General features: G+C 70.9%; 18 protein-coding genes and 1 pseudogene. 15 read left to right on the forward strand and 4 right to left on the reverse strand.

From position 1 onward, the window contains the following. Positions 1-87 precede the first annotated feature (87 nt). The 4 genes from LGI35_RS32405 to LGI35_RS32420 all read left to right on the forward strand — a co-directional run bounded on the left by LGI35_RS32405 (position 88) and on the right by LGI35_RS32420 (position 2,362). The gene (locus tag LGI35_RS32405) at positions 88-297 is read left to right on the forward strand and encodes a hypothetical protein (RefSeq protein WP_227297834.1); all 210 of its coding nucleotides are present in this window, start codon (positions 88-90) and stop codon (positions 295-297) included. 343 nt (positions 298-640) lie between these two features. Continuing rightward, on the forward strand, positions 641-1,303 hold the full coding sequence (locus LGI35_RS32410; RefSeq protein ID WP_227297835.1) for an HdeD family acid-resistance protein: 663 nt from the start codon (positions 641-643) through the stop codon (positions 1,301-1,303). A gap of 112 nt (positions 1,304-1,415) precedes the next feature. Then, positions 1,416-1,904, forward strand: a complete 489-nt coding sequence (locus tag LGI35_RS32415; protein WP_227297836.1) for an SHOCT domain-containing protein — start codon at positions 1,416-1,418, stop codon at positions 1,902-1,904. A 35-nt stretch (positions 1,905-1,939) separates the two neighbouring features. Further along, positions 1,940-2,362 carry a DUF7144 family membrane protein gene (locus LGI35_RS32420; RefSeq protein WP_227297837.1) on the forward strand — a complete coding sequence of 141 codons (423 nt, stop codon included), beginning with the start codon at positions 1,940-1,942 and terminating at the stop codon, positions 2,360-2,362. Positions 2,363-2,704: 342 nt separating this feature from the next. On the opposite strand, the gene LGI35_RS46640 is transcribed toward LGI35_RS32420, so the two are convergent. After that, positions 2,705-3,091: a sulfatase-like hydrolase/transferase gene (locus LGI35_RS46640; RefSeq protein ID WP_361038474.1), complete on the reverse strand. Its 387-nt coding sequence runs from the start codon at positions 3,089-3,091 to the stop codon at positions 2,705-2,707. Positions 3,092-3,373: 282 nt separating this feature from the next. Here LGI35_RS46640 and LGI35_RS32430 point away from each other — a divergent pair, with 282 nt between their 5' ends. Beyond that, a complete protein-coding gene (locus tag LGI35_RS32430; protein ID WP_227297838.1) occupies positions 3,374-4,912 on the forward strand; it encodes an ABC transporter substrate-binding protein in 1,539 nt (512 codons plus the stop codon). Between the two features lie 68 nt (positions 4,913-4,980). Here the strand turns inward: LGI35_RS32430 and LGI35_RS32435 are convergent, their stop codons facing one another. Further along, the gene (locus tag LGI35_RS32435; RefSeq protein WP_227297839.1) at positions 4,981-6,663 is read right to left on the reverse strand and encodes a family 20 glycosylhydrolase; all 1,683 of its coding nucleotides are present in this window, start codon (positions 6,661-6,663) and stop codon (positions 4,981-4,983) included. 191 nt (positions 6,664-6,854) lie between these two features. Here LGI35_RS32435 and LGI35_RS32440 point away from each other — a divergent pair, with 191 nt between their 5' ends. Together LGI35_RS32440 and LGI35_RS32445 are read left to right on the forward strand one after the other, a co-directional pair. Further along, the gene (locus LGI35_RS32440) at positions 6,855-8,135 is read left to right on the forward strand and encodes a glycoside hydrolase family 1 protein (RefSeq protein WP_227297840.1); all 1,281 of its coding nucleotides are present in this window, start codon (positions 6,855-6,857) and stop codon (positions 8,133-8,135) included. Positions 8,136-8,145: 10 nt separating this feature from the next. Further along, a complete protein-coding gene (locus LGI35_RS32445) occupies positions 8,146-8,727 on the forward strand; it encodes a TetR/AcrR family transcriptional regulator (RefSeq protein WP_227297841.1) in 582 nt (193 codons plus the stop codon). A gap of 186 nt (positions 8,728-8,913) precedes the next feature. Here LGI35_RS32445 and LGI35_RS32450 read toward each other — a convergent pair whose 3' ends face one another. Together LGI35_RS32450 and LGI35_RS32455 are read right to left on the reverse strand one after the other, a co-directional pair. After that, positions 8,914-10,140, reverse strand: coding sequence for a serine hydrolase domain-containing protein (locus LGI35_RS32450; protein ID WP_227297842.1), 1,227 nt, complete (start codon positions 10,138-10,140; stop codon positions 8,914-8,916). 20 nt (positions 10,141-10,160) lie between these two features. Then, positions 10,161-12,488, reverse strand: coding sequence for a glycoside hydrolase family 3 C-terminal domain-containing protein (locus tag LGI35_RS32455; RefSeq protein WP_227297843.1), 2,328 nt, complete (start codon positions 12,486-12,488; stop codon positions 10,161-10,163). A gap of 343 nt (positions 12,489-12,831) precedes the next feature. On the opposite strand from LGI35_RS32455, the gene LGI35_RS32460 reads away from it, so the two are divergent. The 8 genes and pseudogenes from LGI35_RS32460 (at position 12,832) to LGI35_RS32495 (ending at position 20,679) form a co-directional block, all read left to right on the forward strand. After that, positions 12,832-13,692: an SGNH/GDSL hydrolase family protein gene (locus tag LGI35_RS32460; RefSeq protein WP_227297844.1), complete on the forward strand. Its 861-nt coding sequence runs from the start codon at positions 12,832-12,834 to the stop codon at positions 13,690-13,692. Between the two features lie 316 nt (positions 13,693-14,008). Continuing rightward, on the forward strand, positions 14,009-14,953 hold the full coding sequence (locus LGI35_RS32465) for an ABC transporter permease (RefSeq protein ID WP_227297845.1): 945 nt from the start codon (positions 14,009-14,011) through the stop codon (positions 14,951-14,953). Positions 14,954-14,982: 29 nt separating this feature from the next. Continuing rightward, the gene (locus LGI35_RS32470; protein ID WP_227300616.1) at positions 14,983-16,746 is read left to right on the forward strand and encodes a dipeptide/oligopeptide/nickel ABC transporter permease/ATP-binding protein; all 1,764 of its coding nucleotides are present in this window, start codon (positions 14,983-14,985) and stop codon (positions 16,744-16,746) included. Continuing rightward, the gene (locus LGI35_RS32475) at positions 16,743-17,597 is read left to right on the forward strand and encodes an ABC transporter ATP-binding protein (protein ID WP_227297846.1); all 855 of its coding nucleotides are present in this window, start codon (positions 16,743-16,745) and stop codon (positions 17,595-17,597) included. Before LGI35_RS32470 ends, LGI35_RS32475 begins: the two co-directional genes overlap by 4 nt. 160 nt (positions 17,598-17,757) lie before the next feature. After that, a pseudogene (locus LGI35_RS32480) lies at positions 17,758-17,976 on the forward strand (hypothetical protein); the annotation flags it as partial. A gap of 5 nt (positions 17,977-17,981) precedes the next feature. Then, on the forward strand, positions 17,982-18,320 hold the full coding sequence (locus tag LGI35_RS32485) for a glutamine amidotransferase-related protein (RefSeq protein WP_227300617.1): 339 nt from the start codon (positions 17,982-17,984) through the stop codon (positions 18,318-18,320). Between the two features lie 490 nt (positions 18,321-18,810). Further along, positions 18,811-19,014: a cold-shock protein gene (locus tag LGI35_RS32490; RefSeq protein WP_116508854.1), complete on the forward strand. Its 204-nt coding sequence runs from the start codon at positions 18,811-18,813 to the stop codon at positions 19,012-19,014. A 201-nt stretch (positions 19,015-19,215) separates the two neighbouring features. After that, positions 19,216-20,679, forward strand: coding sequence for a DEAD/DEAH box helicase (locus LGI35_RS32495; protein ID WP_227297847.1), 1,464 nt, complete (start codon positions 19,216-19,218; stop codon positions 20,677-20,679). Positions 20,680-20,769: the final 90 nt, after the last annotated feature.

Raw genomic sequence — 20,769 nt, forward strand, 5'->3', positions numbered from 1 at the left:
GGGTGAGGCCCGGCCGGGCGCAGAGGCGGACCCTCGCAGGGAAGGGTGTCGCCCACCTGCCCCACGCTGCTCGCGGGAGAAAAGCCCATGCGTTACGAGATCCGCGTCGAGGGACACATGTCGGAAACGCTGACCAAGGCCTTCCCGGAGCTGGGCCACGTGATGATGGCCGGCCAGACGGTTCTGTTCGGCCCCGTCGTGGACGATGCGCACCTGTACGGGCTGCTCGCCCGGCTCCAGTCACTGGGACTACGGGTGCTGGAGATGCGGCAGTTGCCGGAGGGCCGGGCCGACTGATCAGAGGCGCTCCGCCTTGATCCGCCGGCACGGCAGGCCGCTCCCAGCGCCTCGAAGTCCCGCTCGTTCCGGTCGGCGCAGGACCCGGGTCGGTCCGCACCGGTCAGCGCGACTGTGGGACCGCTCGTTCGTCGCTCTTCGTTCCCGTCCGCCGCACGTCCAGCCACGGGGCGTGCGAACGCCTTCGGATTCACCTCATCGCCCGGGCGGCGCCGAGGGATCACCCGCCGTGGGTGACCCGGCGGGCTCCGGCGCGCGGGACGCTGAAACGGTCAGGTCCCCGCGCACCGCCGGTCCCTTCGGCGGTACGGGAACGACCCGCTCGATCAGGCGAGGAGGAGTCATGACCATGCCGCGTGGTCCGGCGCCGCAGACCGGACCGGAACCCCCCGCCGGCGGGGCGGCCCCCCGGCCGGCCGACGATCCCGCCGACGCACTGGCGCGACTGGGCCGCTCATGGACCTGGATCCTGGGCTCGGCGGTCGTCACACTCGTGCCCGGCATCCTGATCCTGGTCTGGCCGGCGGAGACACTGCACGTCCTGGCGGTCCTCATCGGCCTGTACCTGCTGGTCATGGGGGTGTTCCGGTTCGTGGCCGTCTTCGCGCGGGAGGGGCACGGCGAGCGGCTGTCGGGGCTGCTCCTGGCCGTGCTGTTCCTCCTGGCCGGGGTGCTGTGCCTGCGGAACCCGCTGCAGACCATCACCGCGCTCTCCCTGATCGTCGGCATCGTCTGGCTCGTGTCCGGCGTCCTCACCCTCTACACCGCCATCGCCGCCAAGGACCTGCCGTACCGCGGTGTGCTCCTGGGCGTCGCGGTGCTCGGCATCGTCGCGGGGATCGTCGTACTGGCCCTGCCCGCCGAGTCGGCACAGGCCCTGACCCGGCTGCTCGGCCTGTGGCTCGTCCTGCTCGGTCTGGCCGAGGCGGCGGTCGCGTTCGCCTGGCGGTCCGCGCTCCGGAAAGCGGGCGTCACGGGCTCGCCCGACCAGGCTCCGGCGGACTGACACCCACCCACCGAGCTCACCCCCGTCGGGTGAGGCCGGCCGGCCCCCGTCGGCCCACGCTGAAGACGGCAGGCAAAGGCGGCTGGGCGAGCGCCCGGGACGGAGAAGAGACATGAACGCGCAGACGTACCTGGCGTACGACTATCCCCTGATGAGCGTCTTCTGGAGCATGCTCTGGTTCTTCCTCTGGATCATGTGGTTCGTCCTGCTCTTCCGCATCATCGGCGACATCTTCCGCGACGACGACATGAGCGGCTGGGGGAAGGCCGGCTGGCTGGTGTTCACCATCTTCCTGCCCTTCCTCGGCGTCTTCGTCTACATGATCGCCCGTGGCAAGAATATGGGCCGCCGGGAGATCGCGCAGGCCCGTGAGCAGCAGAAGGCCTTCGACAGCTACATCAGGAAGACCGCGAGCGGTACGGACCGGCCCAGCAGCGTCGACGAGCTGGCCAGGCTGTCCGAGATCCGCGCCCGCGGCGACATCACGGACGAGGAGTTCAGCAAGGCGAAGCAAATGGTGCTCGCCGGGCACGGTCCGGCCGAAGGCCCTGGTACCGACACCGCCTCCGGCTCCTCGGGCTCCTCCAGCTCCGCACGCTGAGCGCGTGCCGGACGAACACGAAACGAGGCACCACCATGACCGCGACACACTCGCAGCCGGCCGACACGACGAAGCAGGCGTGGGCAGGCGGCCTGACGATCTTCGCCGGCATCATGCTCATGCTCGTCGGTGTGCTCGGCATCTGCCGGGGCATCATGGGGATCGCCAAGGACGACATCTTCGTCACCACCCGCAACTACGTCTTCCAGTTCGACCTGACCAGCTGGGGCTGGGTCCACCTCATCCTGGGCGTACTCGCGGTGATCATCAGCTTCGGGCTGATCCGGACCGCGACGTGGGCACGCGTCGGCGGGGTGGTCATCGCCGGACTCGTCATCATCGCCAACTTCCTCTCCCTGCCGTACTACCCGGTTTGGTCGGTCGTGCTGATCGCGATCTCGGGCTTCGTCATCTGGGCGCTGTGTGTGGTCCGGAAGGACGAGTCCGACTGGTTCTAGGGCGCACCTCACGCGTGTGAGTGACGCGGAGGGAAACCTGCAGGAGTCGAGGCGTTGCCCGGGGCCCGGTCAGCGCCTCGACTCCTGCCATCGCACGAACGCCCGCGTGAGCTGTTGCGAGGAGGTCTCCACCTCGCCGTCGGGGCCCGGGTGGCCCGCCGGGACCGGGAGGTCGACGCTGGGGTAGTGGGGGTCCTCGTCGACGTGACCGCTCGCTGTCCTCGGGCCTGCGCCCGCGGTGGTACAGGCGTGCCCGGCTCTCGCCGCCGGGCCAGGCGTCGAGACCGCCGCCGCCCGAGCCGAAGGTGGTCGGTGACACCCCGAATCCGTACTCGTCCACGCTCAGCTCCGTGGCGCCCGGCGCGAACGTGTCACCGCGCATGCCGGGCCAAGTGACGTGGTAGCCGCCCTCCTTGAGGCTGCGCAGGAGGTTCGGCTCCCAGGGCTTGAGCAGGTGGGTGAGAGCAGCGCGGTGACCGTTGGTGCCGACTTCAACCAGGTGCTGCAGATCAATCTGGCCGGTACGTGTGCGGGCCGGCCGGTGAGGAACGACGCGCGGCTCGGCGAGCAGACGAGGTGCTGCACGAAGGCGTTGTCGCAGCGGGTGCCGCGCGCGGCCGGCGCGTCCAGGTGGGGCGTGCCGACGTGCTTGTTGCCGAAGGCCCCGCGCGCGTCGGCACGCAGCTGGTCCGGGATGAACGCGCAGCTGGTCCGGGATGAAGAAGACAGAACTCGGCCGCTTGCGGGACATGGGTCGCGCTCCTTCGCGTCATCCGACCGTCAAAACCATACGGTGAGCGGTTTTTGGGCGCAAGGGGGTGTGCGTCGACGGTCGCGGGTTCGCCGCTTGGCGCATTGACGTTCTTCGGTTGGCGCATTGACGCCCAGAAACCGATCACAATATGGTTTTCGAGCGTTGAAGAGCCTGCCGGCGGAGCGTGCCGTCCGGCTGCCGCATGACACCTTGCCGGGAGACGTCTGCCGCCCGGCCCTCCAGACGGAGAGAACAGCATGAGGATTTCCGCCCGCATAGGGGCATTGACGGCTGGTGCCACGGCTCTGTCCCTGGTACTCACGGGCTGTGGCGCGGACGGTGGTTCCGCCACCGCCGGCACGGCGGAACTCGACATCGCCACCCTCACGAACGCCCAGAGCCTGGACCCGGCCACCGCGCTCGGCGGCGCCCTGCCGTACTTCCAGGCGGTCTACGACACCCTGATCAAGCGGGCGCCCGACGGCTCGTACAAGCCGATGCTCGCCACCAAGTGGTCGTACGACAAGAGCCGGACCAAGCTCTCCCTCACCCTGCGGGAAGGGGTGAAGTTCAGTGACGGGACCGCCTTCGACGCGCAGGCGGTCAAGGCCAACCTGGAGCACTTCAAGGGCGGCGGAGGCGGCGGGGCGAAGTACCTCGCCACGCTCAAGAACGTCAAGGTGACCGACGCGACGCACCTCATGCTGGAGCTGGCGAGCCCCGAGCCGGGGATGCTCTTCTATCTGAGCGACGGGCCCGGTCTGATGGCGAGCCCGAAGAAGCTGGCCGACGGCTCCCTCAAGACGAAGCCGGTCGGGACCGGCCCCTACATCCTCGACAAGGGCAGAACGGCGATCGGCTCCAAGTACGTCTTCGACCGCAAGAAGGACTACTGGGGCGACGAACTCCCTTACAAGACCCTGACGATCAGCGTCTTCGACAACGAGACGGCCGTCGTCAACGGCCTCAAGACGGGTCAGCTCGACAGTGCCGTCCTCCAGGACGCCAACCAGCAGACGTCCGTCGAGCCCGACACCGACCTCACCAAGATCAAGTCCAGCTTCGACTTCCAGGGGCTGCTGCTCTTCGACCGTGGCGGCGTGCTGACACCGCAGCTCAAGGATGTGCGGGTGCGGCAGGCGCTCAACTACGCCCTGGACCGCAAGACGATGCTCGAGAAGATCCGCGGCGGCCGTGGCGAGACCACGGACCAGGTCTTCGGTGCCGAGACGAAGGCGTACGACAAGAGCCTGGACACGTACTACGACCACGACCCGGCCAAGGCCAGGAAGCTGCTCGCGCAGGCCGGTTACGCGAAGGGCTTCACGCTGAAGCTGCCGCGGATCTCCGCCATCGTCAACGACGCGCTGGCGTCGTCGATAGAGGCCGACTTCAAGGCCGTGGGCGTCAAGGTCGAGTGGGACCAGCTCGACGCCGCCACCGCCCTGCAGAAGATCTTCCGGGAGCGGGCCTACTCCGGCATGGTCATGAACATCGGTCAGTCCCCCATCGACTGGGTGACGATGAACGACCTCGTGGTGCCGGGGGCGTTCAACCCCTTCGCCACCAGCGACCCGACCGTGAAGAAGCTGCTTCCGCAGGTCCAGGCGGGCAGTGGCACCAAGGCCGGTGACGACGCCTCGCGCGCGCTCAACAAGCACCTGGTCGAGGAGGGCTGGTTCGCCCCCTTCTACCGGACGAGCTTCCTGATCGTGTCGAGCAAGGACGTGAAGGTCGTGCCGCAGTCCGGGATGGCCGTGCCGTCGATCTACGACTACACGCCCGCCACGTCCTGAACCGAGCGACCTAGAAGGGGGCGCCTCCACCGTGGACCGCGGTGGAGGCGCCCCCTTCTTCTGTGCGATCACGCCCAGGGAACGTCCTCGGCGGCGAAGTGGACGAGCCCGCGCTCGCGCCAGAACGGCGCGTGGCGCGCGATGCGCCCGCGGTACTCGGCCCACAGGGGAGGCCGGCCCGACCAGGCCGTCTCGGCGACCGAGCCGAGCCGCGGCAGGAGCAGCGTCGTGAGGTCGTCGATGCCCCGCAGGGTCTCGCCGAACAGGGTCGCCTCGACGCCCGCGACGGACTCGTCGGGGATGCCGTGCGAGGCCGGGTCCCAGGAGGCCGTGTGCCGGACATCGCGCGGGAGGTAGTGGGGGAAGCCGAGGCGGGCCGCCGCCTCCGTCTGGCCGGGAGGCGTCACCTCGGCCGAGTAGCGCCGGTCGAGGTACAGGTGGGACTGCGGGGAGAGCAGCAGCCGGCCGCCGCCCGCGAGGACGCGCTCGACGTCGTGGTCGGACGGGGCGAAGAAGGTCCTGAGCGCCGAGGCGATCTCCATCGTCATACCGGACGCGGCCAGTTCGGGCCGGGCGGCGAATTCCTCGGCGGAGGCCGGGAGATCCATCATCGGCACGTCGACCCAGAACTGCGCGATGTCCTCGGGCCCGGAGCCGGCCCGCGACGACTCCTGCCACGCCACCGGACGCTTCCCGAACTTCCTTGTGATGCCGCGTAGTTCGCGCACAGCGACCTTGAAGGCGTCGGCCGTGATGCCTACGGCTTCGTCGCACCCGATGTGCACGAACGGGCCGTCCGTGAGGGCGCACACCTCGGCGAGAACGGCGGAGACCGCGGAGTGCGTGGCCGCGTCGGCGAGGTCGAGTGGGGGGACGAAGGGGAAGCGGTCCGCCAGCCCTTCGGGGGCGGGAGCGGGCGGGAGGTCCGGCAGTGCTGCCCGCAGTGTCGCGCAGTGACCCGGGAGGTCGATCTCCGGAACGATCGTGACGAAGCGCCGCGCCGCGTACGCCTGGAGGGCACGGTACTCGTCGGCCGAGTAGAAGGCCGGTGCCGTGGAGGCATCCGGATCGGACACACCCGGTGCGGACACATCCGAATCGGACGCATCTGGATCGGACACGTCCGGACCGGACGCGTCCGCACCGGCCGTCAGCGCGGGGAGCGACGGCACCGCGAGGCGCCAGCCCTCGTTGTCGGTGAGGTGCAGATGTAGCACGTTCAGCTTGTAGAGGGCGGCGAGGTCGATGACCCGGCGCACCTCGTCGGGCGTGACGAAGCTGCGCGCCGGGTCGATCATGAGGCCGCGCCACGCGTAGTGGGGCGCGTCCCGCAGTTGCAGGGCCTCGATCGCGCCGTCGGGCGGTGTCGTCAGGAGCAGTTGGGCGGCGCTCGTCGCCGCGCGGAAGACGCCTTCGGGCGTGCGCGCCCGGCAGGTGATCCCGTCGGCCCCGATGGTGAGGGCGTAGGCCTCGTCGGCAGGTTCCGCCGTGCCGGACGGTGCGACTCCGACGGTCCTGGCGAGCGGGACGCCGGTCGTGTCGAGGGTCAGGACGATCTCGCTGCTGTGTTCCCGCGGGTCGCCGTCGGGCAGCAGCCGCGCGCCGAGGTGCGGTGCCAGCAGGGACCGTACGGTGTCGGCGACCTCGCCCAAGGAGCGGTCGGCCCGGACGCGCCAGGGGCCTGCGGCCGCGAGGGATCCGGCGCCGCCCTGGGCGGCTTGTCCGGTCGGGCTGGGGATGACGGCGTTCATGAAGTCCTCCACCGGCAGGTCCGAAGGCCCGGGGGTCCGGCCGCCGGTTCGTCAGGTACGGCGTTGCGGCGCCCCCGGGCTGGCGGACCGGCCGGGCCGCGCGTTCGTCCCGGCGCCACTTCCTCTCCGACCGGCCCCACCTGTACGCTAACACGAAAACCGATCAACGAACGCTTTTCAGGGGTGGCCGTATGACGTCGTCAGCGCAGTCCGAACTCGTCCTCCCGGATGGCTTCCTGATGGGTGCGGCCACCTCCGCCCACCAGGTCGAGGGCAACAACACGGGAAGCGACTGGTGGGCCTTCGAGAACCGGCCCGACACCTTCGTGAGCGAGCCGAGCGGGGACGCCGCCGACAGTTTTCACCGCTGGCCCGAGGACATGGATCTCCTGCGTGAACTCGGATTCAACTCCTACCGGTTCAGTATCGAGTGGGCGCGTGTCGAGCCGGTGCAGGGACGTGTCTCGCGCGCCGCCCTCGCGCACTACCGGGACATGGTCCGCGGGGCGATCGAGCGCGGTCTCACGCCCGTCGTGACCCTGCATCACTTCACCTGCCCCCAGTGGTTCCACGCGCGGGGAGGCTGGGCGGCGCCGGACTCCGCCGAGGTGTTCGCGCGGTACACCCGGACGGTGCTCGAGGTCCTGCGGGCCGGAGTGACGTACGTGGCCACGATCAACGAGCCCAACATGGTGGCCCTGATGTCCGCCCTGTACCGCCGTGCAACCGAGAGCCGTACCACCGAGAGCCGCGCCAACGAGAAGGGCGCGGGCCACACGGGCGCCGCCGCGGGCTTCGCTTCCGTCGAGCCGGCCGCGGACGTCACCGAGGCCCTCATCCGCGCCCATCACGCCGCGACCGAGGTCCTGCGGGACGCCGGACTGGGGCTCCAGGTCGGCTGGACCGTCGCCAACCAGGTGTACCAGGCCGAACTTGGCGCCGAGGACGTGGCGGCGGCGTACGCGTTTCCGCGTGAGGACGTGTTCCTCGAGGCCGCGCGTGACGACGACTGGATCGGCGTACAGGCCTACACACGCCACCTCATCGGCGCGGACGGGCCGCTGCCCGTTCCCGAGGGCGCCGAGACCACGCTGACCGGCTGGGAGTACTACCCCGAGGCGCTGGGCGAGGCGGTACGGCACACCGTCGACGTGGTCGGCCCCGGTGTACCCGTCATGGTCACGGAGAACGGCATCGCGACGGGCGACGACGAACGCCGCATCGACTACACCACCCGCGCCCTGGAGAGCCTCGCGTCGGCCATGGCCGACGGCATCGACGTACGCGGCTACCTCCACTGGAGCGCCCTGGACAACTACGAATGGGGCACCTACCAGCCGACGTTCGGGCTGATCGCCGTCGACCCGGACACCTTCGCCCGCACCCCCAAGGAGTCGGCCCGCCGACTCGGCGCGCTCGCCCGCTCGGGCCGGATCCCGCACGCCCCGGCCGGCGCTCTCAGCGCACGCTAGGCTGGCTGACATGGCGAAACGGGGCCCGTACGAGAAGGGCGAGGCGAAGCGCGCCGAGATCCTCCGCGCGGCGTTGGAGATCTTCGCGAGTGAGGGGTACCGCGGTACCTCGCTGCGCAAGGTGGCGGCCAAGTGCAATCTGAGCCTTCCGGGTCTCATGCACTACTTCGACTCGAAGGAGGATCTGCTGACGCAGGTCCTGCGGATGCGTGACGAGACGGCCAGGATCCGGCACGCGGAGCGGACCGACCCGGAGAGCTATCGCGAACTCATCCGGGAGAGTACGAGCACGCCCGGACTCGTCGAACTGTTCGTGTCCATGGCGGCGGCCGCGAGCGATCCGAGTCACCCGGCGCACGCGCACTTCGCCGAGCGCTATCCGACGGTGCGCGAGCGCACGGCGGACTATTTGCGCAGGCGGATGGACGAGGGCACGCTGCGTTCGGACATCCCGCCGGAGCGGCTCGCGGTCCTGTTCATCGCGCTGGCCGACGGAATCCAGCTGCAGTGGCTGATCGACCGGTCCACCGACATGGAGCAGCCCATCGAGGACGTGATGAGCCTGCTGGCGGCGAAACCGGATGAGGAGTGACGCTTCTGCCGCGAGAGAGGTGAAGAGGGCTGGAGGCGGTGTCCGCCTCCAGCCCTCGGTGCGTCGACGCGTGGCCGGGGCTCTGCGTGGTGGTGCGTTCTCCGCCCTCTGTGTGCCGGCGAGTGGCCTGCCCTCTGTGTATGGGTGTGCCCGGCCCCCTGCGCGGTGCCGCGTGGCCTCGGTCGCTCACCACAAACCGGTGGCCGGCCCCGCGGCCCGGTGGATGGCCCGGGTCCACGGAATCCAGCGCGGGTCGGGGCCCTGGGACGCGTCCCACGTCATCTCCGTGCAGGCGTAGCCCACGGCGAGCCCGCTCTCCGGATGTGCCATGCCCAGGCGGCCGCCCGCCCCGGCGTGGCCGAAGGAGCCCTCGCCGAGCATCGGCAGGCCGGGGCGCGGGAGTTCGAAGCCGAGGCCGAAGCGTGCCGGGTGCGTGTGCGCGGGGCGGCGCAGCGGCGTCGGCGCGGGCAGATGGTCGGTGCGGGGTGCCCGTGCCCGCTCCACGGTCAGCGGCGACAGCAGCCGCACACCGTCGACGTGTCTGATGAGAGCCGCGTAGAGCCGTGCCAGGCCGCGGGCGTTGCCGATGCCGCCCGCCGCGGGAATCTCGGCGGCGCGGCCCTGCCGGGAGCGGAACGCGTCGGTGACGGCGGCGAGTTCGGCCATGGACGCCAGGATCGTGCGGGCGAGCCGGTCGTCCGGTGTGAGGCCGACGGAGTGCAGCGCCGCGGTGATCTCCTCGGACGTGGGCGCCGCGCCGGGCCGGTGCTGGTGCACGAACCTGTGCTCTTCGTGCGGGGGCAGTCCGATCCACAGGTCGAGCCCCAGAGGGCCGGCGACCTCGGCCGCGAAGAACGACCCGACGCTGGTGCCGGTGACCCTGCGCACCACCTCACCGACCAAGTGGCCGTAGGTGAGCGGGTGGTAGTGGACGGCGCTGCCGGGCCGCCACATCGGCCGCGCGTCCGCGAGCCGGGCCACGCACCCGTCCCAGTCGAGCAGGTCGAGGGCGGCGGCATCGGCCGGGTCGCGGGTGAAAGCGGGCAGCCCCGCGCTGTGGGTGAGGAGGTCGGCGACCGTCGTCGCGGCCTTGCCGTTGCGGGCGTACTCCGGCCAATAGCGGGCGACCGGGTCCGACACGTCGAGCTCGCCGTTCTGGGTGAGCATCTGGACGCAGACGGCCGCCAACCCCTTGGTGACCGACATCAGCACGCCCACCGACTCGGGTCCGTAAGGGCGGGTGCCCGCAGGTCCGGCGGCCGTCCAGGCGTCCACGACGAGACGGCCGTGCCGGTAGACCGCGAGCTGCGCCGAACCGGGGTCCCGCGCCTGGGCGTCGGCGAACGCGTCGAGCACCGGCTCCCAGCCGGCCGCGGCCTCGCCCTCGATCACCGCGGCACCCTCACTCGTCATCGTCGGTCACCGCCGCACCCTCACTCGTCGTCGGTCGGGGGTTCCCCTCCGGCCGCCTCCGCCGCCACCTTGGCCGACAGCGTGATCACGTCCTCGGGGCCGACACTGCTCTGCGGGAAGTCGGCGATGACGTCGAGCGGAATCCCCGCGAGGAAGCGCCGCATCACCGGATCGGCCATGGCGCCCACGCTCTCGTCCGTGCGGCCGCGGGCGAACGCCTCCGCGAGGAGCGGCCCGCCGACGGGGTGTTCGAGCCACTCCGCCAGGGTGTGGCGCCCTGTCAGCAGAATTCCGGACGGGTCTCCGTCGAGCGTCACCGGAACGGTGAGCCTGATGTCCCGGGACGAGGCCGCCGCCTCGAAGTGGTGGACACCGCCCGCCACACGCCACTTCGCCTCGCGCTCGCTGTAGTGGGCGAGGTCGGCCCGGTCCACGCTCACGCACACCTCTCCCTCCTCGCCCGGCGCCAGTTCCAGGGACGCGAACCCGCGCAACTCGCGCTCCGGGCGGGCCACTCGGCTGCCCGCCGGTCCGCGACTGTAGATCTGTACGACCTCGCGCCCGGCCCACTGCCCGGTGTTGGCCACCCGTACGCGCACATCCAGACGTGCGCCGTCGGCCGCCGGCAGCACTGTCAGGGCGGAGTACGTGAACGTCGTGTACGACAGTCCGTGCCCGAACGGGAAGGCGACCTCGGTGCGGCGTCTGTCGTAACCGCGGTAGCCGACGAACACGCCCTCCCCGTAACGGACATGGCCCTCCTCGCCCGGGAAGGACAGGTGTGACGGGGAGTCCTCCAGACGCAGCGGGATCGTCTCGGCGAGCCGGCCCGACGGGTTGACCGAGCCGAACAGGACGCCGGCGAGCGCCGCGCCGCCGCCCTGGCCGAGGAGCCAGCCCTCGACGAGCGCCGGCACCCGGTCGTGCCAGGGAGCGGTGCGGACCACACCGCCGTTGGACAGGACCACGACGACCCGCGGGTTGACGGCGACGACGCGTTCCAGGAGCCGTACCTGCGCTTCGGGCAGGTCGATGTGATCGCGGTCGAAGCCCTCCGACTCGTCCTGCGCGGGCAGCCCGAGGAAAAGCAGCACGGTGTCGCTGCCCGCGGCGAGCCGTTCGGCCTCTTCGACGAGATCCTCCGCCGTGTCCGTGTCCGCGTCGGAGCCCGGCAGGGCGTAGCCGGCCGCGAACGTGACGCTCGCGCCGTCCGCTGCCGCGTTCAGGCAGTCCAGCGGTACGTCCAGCCGGGTCGGGGTGACCTGTGAACTGCCGGCGCCCTGGAAGCGCGGGGTGCGGGCCAGCTCGCCGATCACGGCGACGGTCCCGGAGTCCGGGGCCAGGGGCAGCAGTTCGCCGTCGTTCTTGAGCAGGACGACGCACCGCTCGGCGGCCGTCCGGGCCAGCTCGTGGTGTGCCTCGTACGACACCTCTCCGGCCCCGGCACCGTCGGCCGCGGTGGCGCGACGGGCGAAGAGCGCGAGCCGGGCGACCGACCGGTCGAGCGCCCCGGCGTCCAGCGCGCCGCTCTCGACGGCCGCGACGACCTCGGCGTCGGTCCGTCCGCCCGTCCCCGGCATCTGCAGGTCGAGCCCGGCGCGCAGCGCGGGTACACGGTCGCGTACCGCTCCCCAGTCGGACATCACGACACCGTCGAAGCCCCACTCGGCGCGCAGGATGTCGGTCAGGAGGCGGTGGTTCTCGCTCAGGGGTACGCCGTTGACCGCGTTGTAGGCCGACATCACCGACCAGGGGCGGTCCCGGCGGACGATGCGCTCGAAGGCGCGGAGGTAGATCTCACGGAGCGGCCGCTCGTCGATGTCGGCGCTGACGCGCATGCGGTCGGTCTCCTGATTGTTCGCCGCGTAGTGCTTCAGCGCGGCGCCCACACCCGCCTCCTGCAGCCCGCGCACCATCGCGCCGCCCACCTCGGCGGTGACGAGCGGGTCTTCGGAGAAGTACTCGAAGTTGCGTCCGCACAGCGGTGACCGCTTGATGTTGATGCCGGGACCGAGCACGACGTGGACGCCGTGCGCCCGTGCCTCGGCGGCGATGGCGGCGGCGACCCGGCCCGCGAGCTGCGGATCCCAGCTGCTGCCGAGCGCGACGGCCGGGGGGAAGCAGGTGGCGGGCGCCGCGCTGTGCAGGTCGACCTGGCCGCCGTCGCCCTGCTCCTTGGGCAGCCGCAGCCCGTGCGGCCCGTCGGACATCGACACGGCCGGGACGTCCCCTGCCGCCTGGGTGACGAAGTCGCCCGCGCCGCTGGTCAGCGATGCCTTCTGGGCGAGTGACAGTTCGCCGCCCGCTGTGGGTGCGCCGGGTGCGGGGGAGTGGTGCTGGTGGGTCATTCGGCCTGCCCGGTGAGATATGTCGACGGCTGGAGACTCAGCCGATCAAAAAACGTAAGGTGATCGGTTTTTGCTGTCAAGGTCTCCCGGGGTGTCCCGGCAAGTGGTGCGGCGCGCCGGGCGGGGGTGTCCAAGTTGTCGCGCGCAGACGTCTTGACGACCAGAAACCGATCACCGTACGGTTTTCGAGCTCGGTCGTCCTCGTCCGAGTGAGGTCCCTCGTGCGCCCATGCCGCAGATGAGAAGAGGTACAGCAGTGCAGCTGCACCGTTCGCACCGTTCCTCCGCTGAGCCATCATCCGCAGAAGGCGCCCGGCGCCCTCTGCTCCGCGCCGCCGTCTTCGTGGGCACCGCCGGGCTGGTGGGTCTGTCCCTCGTCCAGCCCGCGGCGGCCCGCCCGAGCGACCAGCAGCCTCCCGCGCACGCCAGGCAGCAAGCCGCCCCGGTGCGTTACGTGGCGCTGGGGGACTCGTACAGCTCCGGGCTCGGCATCCCCGACGAGGCCGACTCGACCTGCGGCCGCTCCGACAGCAACTACCCCTCGCTGGTCGCCGGGGCCCTGCACGCCACCAGCGTGACCGACGTGACCTGCGCCGGCGCCGACACGAGCCACATGACCCAGCCGCAGGACTCGGCGCCTCCCCAACTGGACGCGCTGAGCCCGGACACGACCCTGGTCACCCTGGGGATCGGCGGCAACGACCTGGGCCTCCAGGAAGTCGGCACCCGCTGTGTCCTGGTCGCGTATCTCGCCCCGAGCGGGTCTCCCTGCAAGACGAGTTACACCCTGCTCGGCACCGACGAGATCCGCTCGCGCATCGATGCCACCGCGCCCAAGATCGACGCGATCCTCCAGGAGATCCACGCCCGCTCACCGCAGGCGCGGGTGCTCCTGGTCGGCTATCCGGTGATCATGCCCGACGACGGTTCCGCGTGCCGGGACGCCATCCCCTTCGCGGCGGGCGACTTCGCCTGGTTCCGCGACAAGGAGAAGGAACTCGATTCCATGCTCGCCCAGCAGGCCTCCGCCTACGGCGCGACCTACGTCAACACCTACACGCCGTCGGTGGGGCACGACGCCTGCAAGGCCGAGGGGGTGCGCTGGATCGAGCCGAAGGAGACACCGGAGGCCGCCGGCTTCCACCCCAACGCCGCGGGCCACCGCAGCATGGCCGCCGAGGTGCTCGCGAGGGTCAGCCCGTGACCGGATCCCCGGCGGAGTCGCTCACGTGAGGGCCGTACCGGCCGAGGGAGTCGCGTACCGGCGCTTCCACCGGCACCGCGTCGGGCCCGAACAGCCACTGTCTCCGCAGGCCGTCCCTCACTCACCAGGTGGTCAAACTCCTCCCGGCACACCTGCTCGGCGGTAAAAACCGCAGGTAGGGTCGCCTCACGATCTCGTCCGCCGATGCGGTGCGAGACGTCCCACGCGCCGCGCGTGGCCCCGCCCCGGAGCGGGGCCACCGCGTCCGCGGTTCACGCCCGGCCGATTCGGCCGCCGGTCACGGATACCGAGACACATGCTGACCTTCATCACCCGCAGGATCGCCGCGGGAGCGGTGCTCCTGCTCGTCATCTCGTTCCTCTCCTACGTGCTTCTGTCGATCCCGGACATGGACGTGGGGCGCCAACTCCTCGGCGAGGGAGCGTCGCAGAACGTCGTCGACGCCAAGAACGCCCAGCTGGGACTCGACCGGCCGGTCCTCGCGCAGTACGCGGACTGGCTCTCCCACGCCGTGCGCGGGGACTTCGGCACGTCCTGGTTCTCCAGTGAGGACGTCTCCCAGGCCATCGCCAACCGGCTGCCCGTCACCGTGAGTCTCATGCTCGGTGTCACGCTCGTGACCGCCCTCGTCTCGTTCCTGCTCGGCGCGTGGGCCGGGATGCGCCGCGGCGGCGCCGTCGACCGAGGCGTCCAGATCCTCGGCGTCCTCGGCTACGCGCTCCCCGGATTCCTGGTGACGCTGATCCTCGTACTGGTCTTCGCGGTCCGGCTGAACTGGTTCCCCGCCATCGGATACACCCCGTTCACCGAGTCGCCGGGCGGCTGGCTCTCCACCGTCACGCTGCCGGTGATCTCGCTGTCGGTCGCCTCCGTGGCGGGCGTCTCCCAGCAGGTGCGCGGCGCCGTCATCGACGTCCTGCGCCAGGACTACGTCCGCACGCTGCGGGCCCGCGGACTGCCCCCGTCCCGCATCGTGCTCAAGCACGTCCTGCGCAACGCCTCCGCGCCCGCCCTGTCCGTCCTCGGCATGCAGTTCGTCGGCCTGCTCGGCGGCGCCGTCCTCGTCGAGCAGATCTTCGGCCTGCCCGGCCTCGGCAGCATGACCGTCACCTACACCACCCGCGGCGACATCCCCGTGATCATGGCGCTCGTCATGCTCACCGTCATCGGCGTCGTCCTGATCAACCTCCTGGTCGACATCATGATCGGCTGGCTCAACCCGAAGGCGAGGATCGCGTGAGCGAGAACCTCCCTGCCGATCCGGCACCGATCGCGAAGACACCGGCGGACGCCGACCGCTCTCGCGGCACCCTCCGGCAGCTCGTCCGCAATCCGCTGGGCGCCGTCGCCCTGGCGGTGCTTCTGCTCCTGGTCACGGCGATGCTGCTCGCCCCGCTCCTCGCACCCCAGGCCCCCGGGGCCGCCTCGCTCGCCGACGCGTTCGCCGGTCCGAGCTCCGGCCACCCCCTGGGCATGGACTCGGCGGGCCGCGACATCCTCTCGCGGATCCTGTACGGCGGGCGCAACACCCTCGGCGGCGCCGTCATCGCCCTCGGTATCGCGCTCCTGCTCGGTGTCCCCGCCGGCCTGTACGCCGGCTACTACGGAAGCCGCTTCGACTCCGTCGCCAACTGGCTCGTGAACCTCGTCATGGCGCTGCCCGCCATGGTCGTGCTCCTCGCCTCCCGCGCCATCCTCGGCCCCAACGTCTGGGTCCTGATGGTCGTCCTCGGATTCCTGTCGTCCCCCAGCTTCTTCCGCCTGGTGAGGGGCATCGTCGCGAACGTCCGGGGCGAGCTGTACGTCGACGCCGCGCGCGTCTCCGGGCTCTCCGACACCCGCATCGTGGCCCGGCACGTCCTGGCCGTGGTCCGCGGCCCCATCATCATCCAGATCGCCCTCGTGTCCGGCCTCGCCATCGCCCTCCAGGCCGGCCTCGAATTCCTCGGTGTCGGCAGCGGCGACTCCGCCACCTGGGGCGCCATGCTCAACGAGGCGTTCCAGAACATCCAGCGCCGGCCGATCCTGCTGCTGTGGCCCGGGCTCGCCCTCGGCCTGACCAACGCCGCGCTCGTCCTGATCGCCACGGCCCTGCGGGACTCCCTCGAGAACCGCGCGGGACAAGCGTCCCGTCGTACGCGAACTCCCGCCCGTACGGCCGATGCCGTGGCCTCCGCGGACTCCGGCGAGGAGCGGGCCGAGCTTCTGTCGATCCGCTCGCTCGCCGTCGCCTACCCCGGAGCCCAGGGCGGTGACCAGGAGGTCGTGCACGAGGTCGACCTCGATGTGCGGCCCGGCGAGATCGTCGGCCTGGTCGGCGAGTCGGGCTCCGGCAAGACGCAGACCGCGTTCTCCGTGCTCGGCATCTTCCCCGAGGGCGGCCGGATCTCCCGCGGCAGCGTCCTCGTCGCGGGCCGGGAAGTCGTGGGGATGCCCGAGCGGGACCACCGCGCCCTGCGCGGCGCGACCGTCGCGTACATCCCGCAGGAACCGATGAGCAACCTCGACCCGGCCTTCACCATCGGCAGCCAGCTCATCGAACCGATGCGCCACGTCCTCGGCCTGTCCCGCAAGGAGGCCGCCGAGCGCGCCGTCGACCTGCTCCGCACGGTGGAGATCCCGAACCCCGAGCAGGTCATGCGCCGCTACCCGCACGAGATATCCGGCGGCATGGCCCAACGCGTGCTCATCGCCGGCGCCATGTCCTGCGACCCCGCACTCCTCATCGCCGACGAACCCACCACCGCCCTCGACGTCCGCGTCCAGGCCGAGGTACTCGACCTGCTGCGTCGCCTCCAGCAGGAGCGGAACCTGGGCGTCCTGCTCGTCACCCACAACCTCGGCGTCGTCGCGGACCTCTGCGACCGGGTCGCCGTCATGAACAAGGGGCGCATCGTGGAGACCGGCACCACCGAGCAGGTGCTCCACGACCCGCAGGACGGCTACACCCGCACCCTGCTCGACGCCGTTCTCGACACCGCCCCCGCACGGGAGCCCTGGCAGCCCCGCGAGGCAAGGAGCACCACCGTATGACCAGCCCATCGGCGTCCGAAGCCCTGCTGACCGTCGAGGACGTGCGGGTGTCGTTCCCCGGCAAGGGGTGGCGCGCGCCCCGCTCCGAGGTGCTCAAGGGGGTGGACCTCTACATCCGGCCCGGCGAAACCCTCGGCCTGGTCGGCGAGTCGGGCTCGGGCAAGACGACCATCGGCCGCGCGATCCTCGGTCTGGTGCCGGTCGCCTCGGGCGCCATCACCCTCGACGGCGAACGCATCGACACGGCGACCACGGCACGCCGCCGGGCCCTCAGCCGTGACCTCCAGGTCATCTTCCAGGACCCGTACACATCGCTGAACCCGTCCCTCACCATCGGCGACACCCTCGCCGAACCGCTCCTCGCGCAGGGCGTCGACGCCCGCGAGGCGCGCGGCCGGGTCGGCGGCCTCCTCGACCGGGTCCACCTGCCGCCCGACGCGGCGCGACGCCTGCCGCGCGAGTTCTCCGGCGGCCAGCGCCAGCGCGTCGCCATCGCCCGCGCCCTCGCGCTCCGCCCGCGCCTCGTCGTCTGCGACGAACCGGTGTCCGCGCTCGACCTCACCACGCAACGGACCGTGCTCGACCTCCTCCTGGAGATCCAGCAGGAGACCGGGGTGTCGTACCTCTTCGTCTCCCACGACCTGTCGGTGGTCCGCTGCATGAGCCACCGGGTCGCCGTGATCCATCACGGCGAGATCGTGGAAACGGGCGAAGCCGACCACATCACACGCACCCCCGACCACCCCTACACCCGAACCCTGCTCCTGTCGGCCCCCGTGGCGGACGTCGCCGAACAGCGCAGCCGCAGGCAGCTGCGTCTGCAGCCGGAACGGCCGAGGCAGGCTTCCTGAACAGGGGACGGCAGCGTGGCGGGCGCCCCGCTTGTCACAGCCGCGGGTCGGTGGGTGTGTGGCGGGCGTAACCGGTCGTGATCACTCGGGTTGACGTCGGGGTAACGGGCATTTCGTACGGTCGGGTGGTCTCGTCCGGCCGTACGAAAGAGGGCGCACGGTGGCCACTCAGGACCCGCGGGGCCGTGCCGAGCAGGTGCGGACCGTGTGCTCGTACTGCGGGGTGGGCTGCGGGATGGTGCTCGACGTCGCCACCGGGGCCGACGGGCGCCGGAAGATTCTCAAGGCGTCGGGTGACAAGGCCCATCCCGCCAACTTCGGGCGGCTGTGCACCAAGGGCGCGACCACGGCCGACCTGCTGGCCGCCCCCGGACGGCTGTACTGGTGGTGCAGCATGTGGGGGCCGAGGGGCCCTACGCGCTCGGCGAGGCATTGGTGGCGGCCGGGCTGCGGCTGCGGGTCTGCCGGGTGTGGGCGGGGGATCCGCTGCCGGAGAGCCTGGCCGGCGTCGAGGCGCTGGTCGTGATGGGCGGCCCCATGGCCGCGTACAGCGATGACGGCTTTCCCACACGTGGTGCCGAACTCGCTCTGCTGCGCGAGGCGTTGGCCGCCGAGGTGCCGGTGCTCGGGGTGGGGCTGGGGGCCCGGCTTCTCGCCGTCGCGGCGGGCGGCGTGGCCCGTACGGGTTCCGGCTCTCAGGTGGGCGCCACGGCCGCCCCCTGAGCCCCGACGACCCGCTGGGCGAGCCGAATCTGCGGCCCATGCTGGACGGCAACGGCTGGCGGCTCGTCTGCTACGAGGACACGTCCGAGTACTTCCTGGCCCGTGCCGTCCGCGTCGCCGACGAGGCGCACAACTGAGCGGAACACCCGATCGGAGGGGAGTCATGAACAACGGCTCGTGACCTGGGGGTCGGCTTCCGGACAGTGAGCGATATCTGTTCCGGCGAGTGCAGAAATTGCGGGCGGGAGGCTGAAGTTTTTCCCGGCGGCACGGCTGGGAAATTGGAGTTCTGCGTGATTTCGGGGCGGCGTGCTACTGTTGGATTTAGTTGCAGTTGTGGTTCCCAAAAACTTCGAGTGCCTCCGCCGGAATATTCGTTCCGGCGGGAGCGCTTCTCTGTTTCCGGTGTCTTTTCCGGGCGGGGCGATGATCGCAGCGACAGGAGTTCGCACAGTGCGGGCTCCGGGCACTGCCCCGAAGGAGATATGACATGGCTACTGGCACCGTGAAGTGGTTCAACGCGGAAAAGGGTTTCGGCTTCATCGAGCAGGACGGTGGCGGCCCCGACGTCTTCGCCCACTACTCGAACATCGCCGCCCAGGGCTTCCGTGAGCTGCAGGAAGGCCAGAAGGTGAGCTTCGACATCGGTCAGGGCCAGAAGGGCCCGACGGCGGAGAACATCGTCACCGCCTGACGTCGTCGCTGACGCGTAGACCGTAGCTGGGGCCCGCACCTTGGGGTGCGGGCCCCAGCTCGTTGCTTTTCCGGGTGCCGTTCATCCTTTTGGCATCCCATTATTCGGCTCGGTCCTGCGATTCCCTGCTGTTCAAATGTCGCGGGAATTCCCTGACGCGTGCCGTGAATTTTCGCCGCGTCCAGGAAGGTTTTGCCCATCATGAAACGTACGTATGGGACAGGTCGAGAGAGTCGAGCCGGGCGATCGAGCCGGAGTGTGGTTTCCGGGGAGTTCGCGTTGCCGAAGACCGTTCGGCCGGGCCTCCCCGCCGTCGCTTCCTTCGGGGAACTCGCGCTGCCGGACGAGCTCCTGCGGATGCTCACCAGCCTCGGCATGAACGAGCCGTTCCCCATCCAGGCCGCGACGCTGCCCAACTCCCTCGCCGGGCGTGACGTGCTCGGCCGCGGCCGTACCGGGTCCGGCAAGACCCTCGCGTTCGGGCTCGCCCTCCTCGCCCGTACCGCCGGGCGGCGCGCCGAGCCCCGCAGTCCGCTCGCCCTGGTCCTCGTCCCCACCCGCGAGCTCGCCCAGCAGGTCACCGAGGCGCTCACCCCGTACGCGCGGTCGCTGAAGCTGCGCCTGGCCACCGTCGTCGGCGGCATGTCCATCGGACGCCAGGCCGGAGCGCTGCGCGGCGGCGTCGAGATCGTCGTCGCCACCCCGGGGCGGCTCAAGGACCTCATCGACCGAGGCGACTGCCGGCTCGACGAGGTGGCAGTCACCGTGCTCGACGAGGCCGACCAGATGGCCGACATGGGCTTCATGCCCCAGGTCACGGCCCTGCTCGACCAGGTGCGGCCGGAGGGGCAGCGGATGCTGTTCTCCGCCACGCTCGACCGCAACGTCGACCTCCTCGTGCGCCGCTACCTGCACGACCCCGTGGTCCACTCCGTCGACCCTTCGGCCGGCGCGGTGACCACGATGGAGCACCACGTCCTGCACGTGCACGCCGTCGACAAGCACGCGGCCACCACCGAGATCGCCGCCCGCGACGGCCGGGTCATCATGTTCCTCGACACCAAGCACGCGGTGGACCGGCTGACCCGGGACCTGCTCGGCGTCGGTGTGCGGGCCGCCGCCCTGCACGGTGGCAAGTCCCAGCCGCAGCGCACCCGCACCCTCGCCCAGTTCAAGAGCGGCCACGTCACCGTCCTGGTCGCGACCAACGTCGCCGCCCGCGGCATCCACGTCGACAGCCTCGACCTCGTGGTCAACGTCGACCCGCCGAGCGACCACAAGGACTACCTGCACCGCGGCGGCCGTACGGCCCGTGCCGGGGAGTCCGGCAGCGTCGTCACCCTGGTCCTGCCCCACCAGCGCCGCGACATGAGCCGGCTGATGCGCGACGCCGGGATCACCCCGCAGGTCGCCCAAGTCCGTTCGGGCGAAGCCGAGTTGAGCCGCATCACCGGGGCACGGACGCCGTCCGGTGTGCCGGTCGTCATCACCGCGCCGGTGGCGGAACGCCCTCGGCGCAGCGGGGCGAGCACCCGTGGCCGCCGCAGCCGTTCCGCCGAGGCCCGGCGCGCCGCCGATCCGAGGCGCGCCGTCGACCAGCCGCGCACGGGGCAGGGCGCGGGAACTTTCCGGCAGTCCGTGTCCCCGGTCGCCGCGGCGTCCTGACCTGCTCCCTCAAGACCCGAAGCCCCATTCGTCATCCCACAGGAGGCACTTTGACACTGGTAGAGACACATCCGCGCGAGACGGCCCGCC

This window comes from Streptomyces longhuiensis, from assembly GCF_020616555.1.
GTDB classification, from domain to species: Bacteria; Actinomycetota; Actinomycetes; order Streptomycetales; family Streptomycetaceae; genus Streptomyces; species Streptomyces longhuiensis.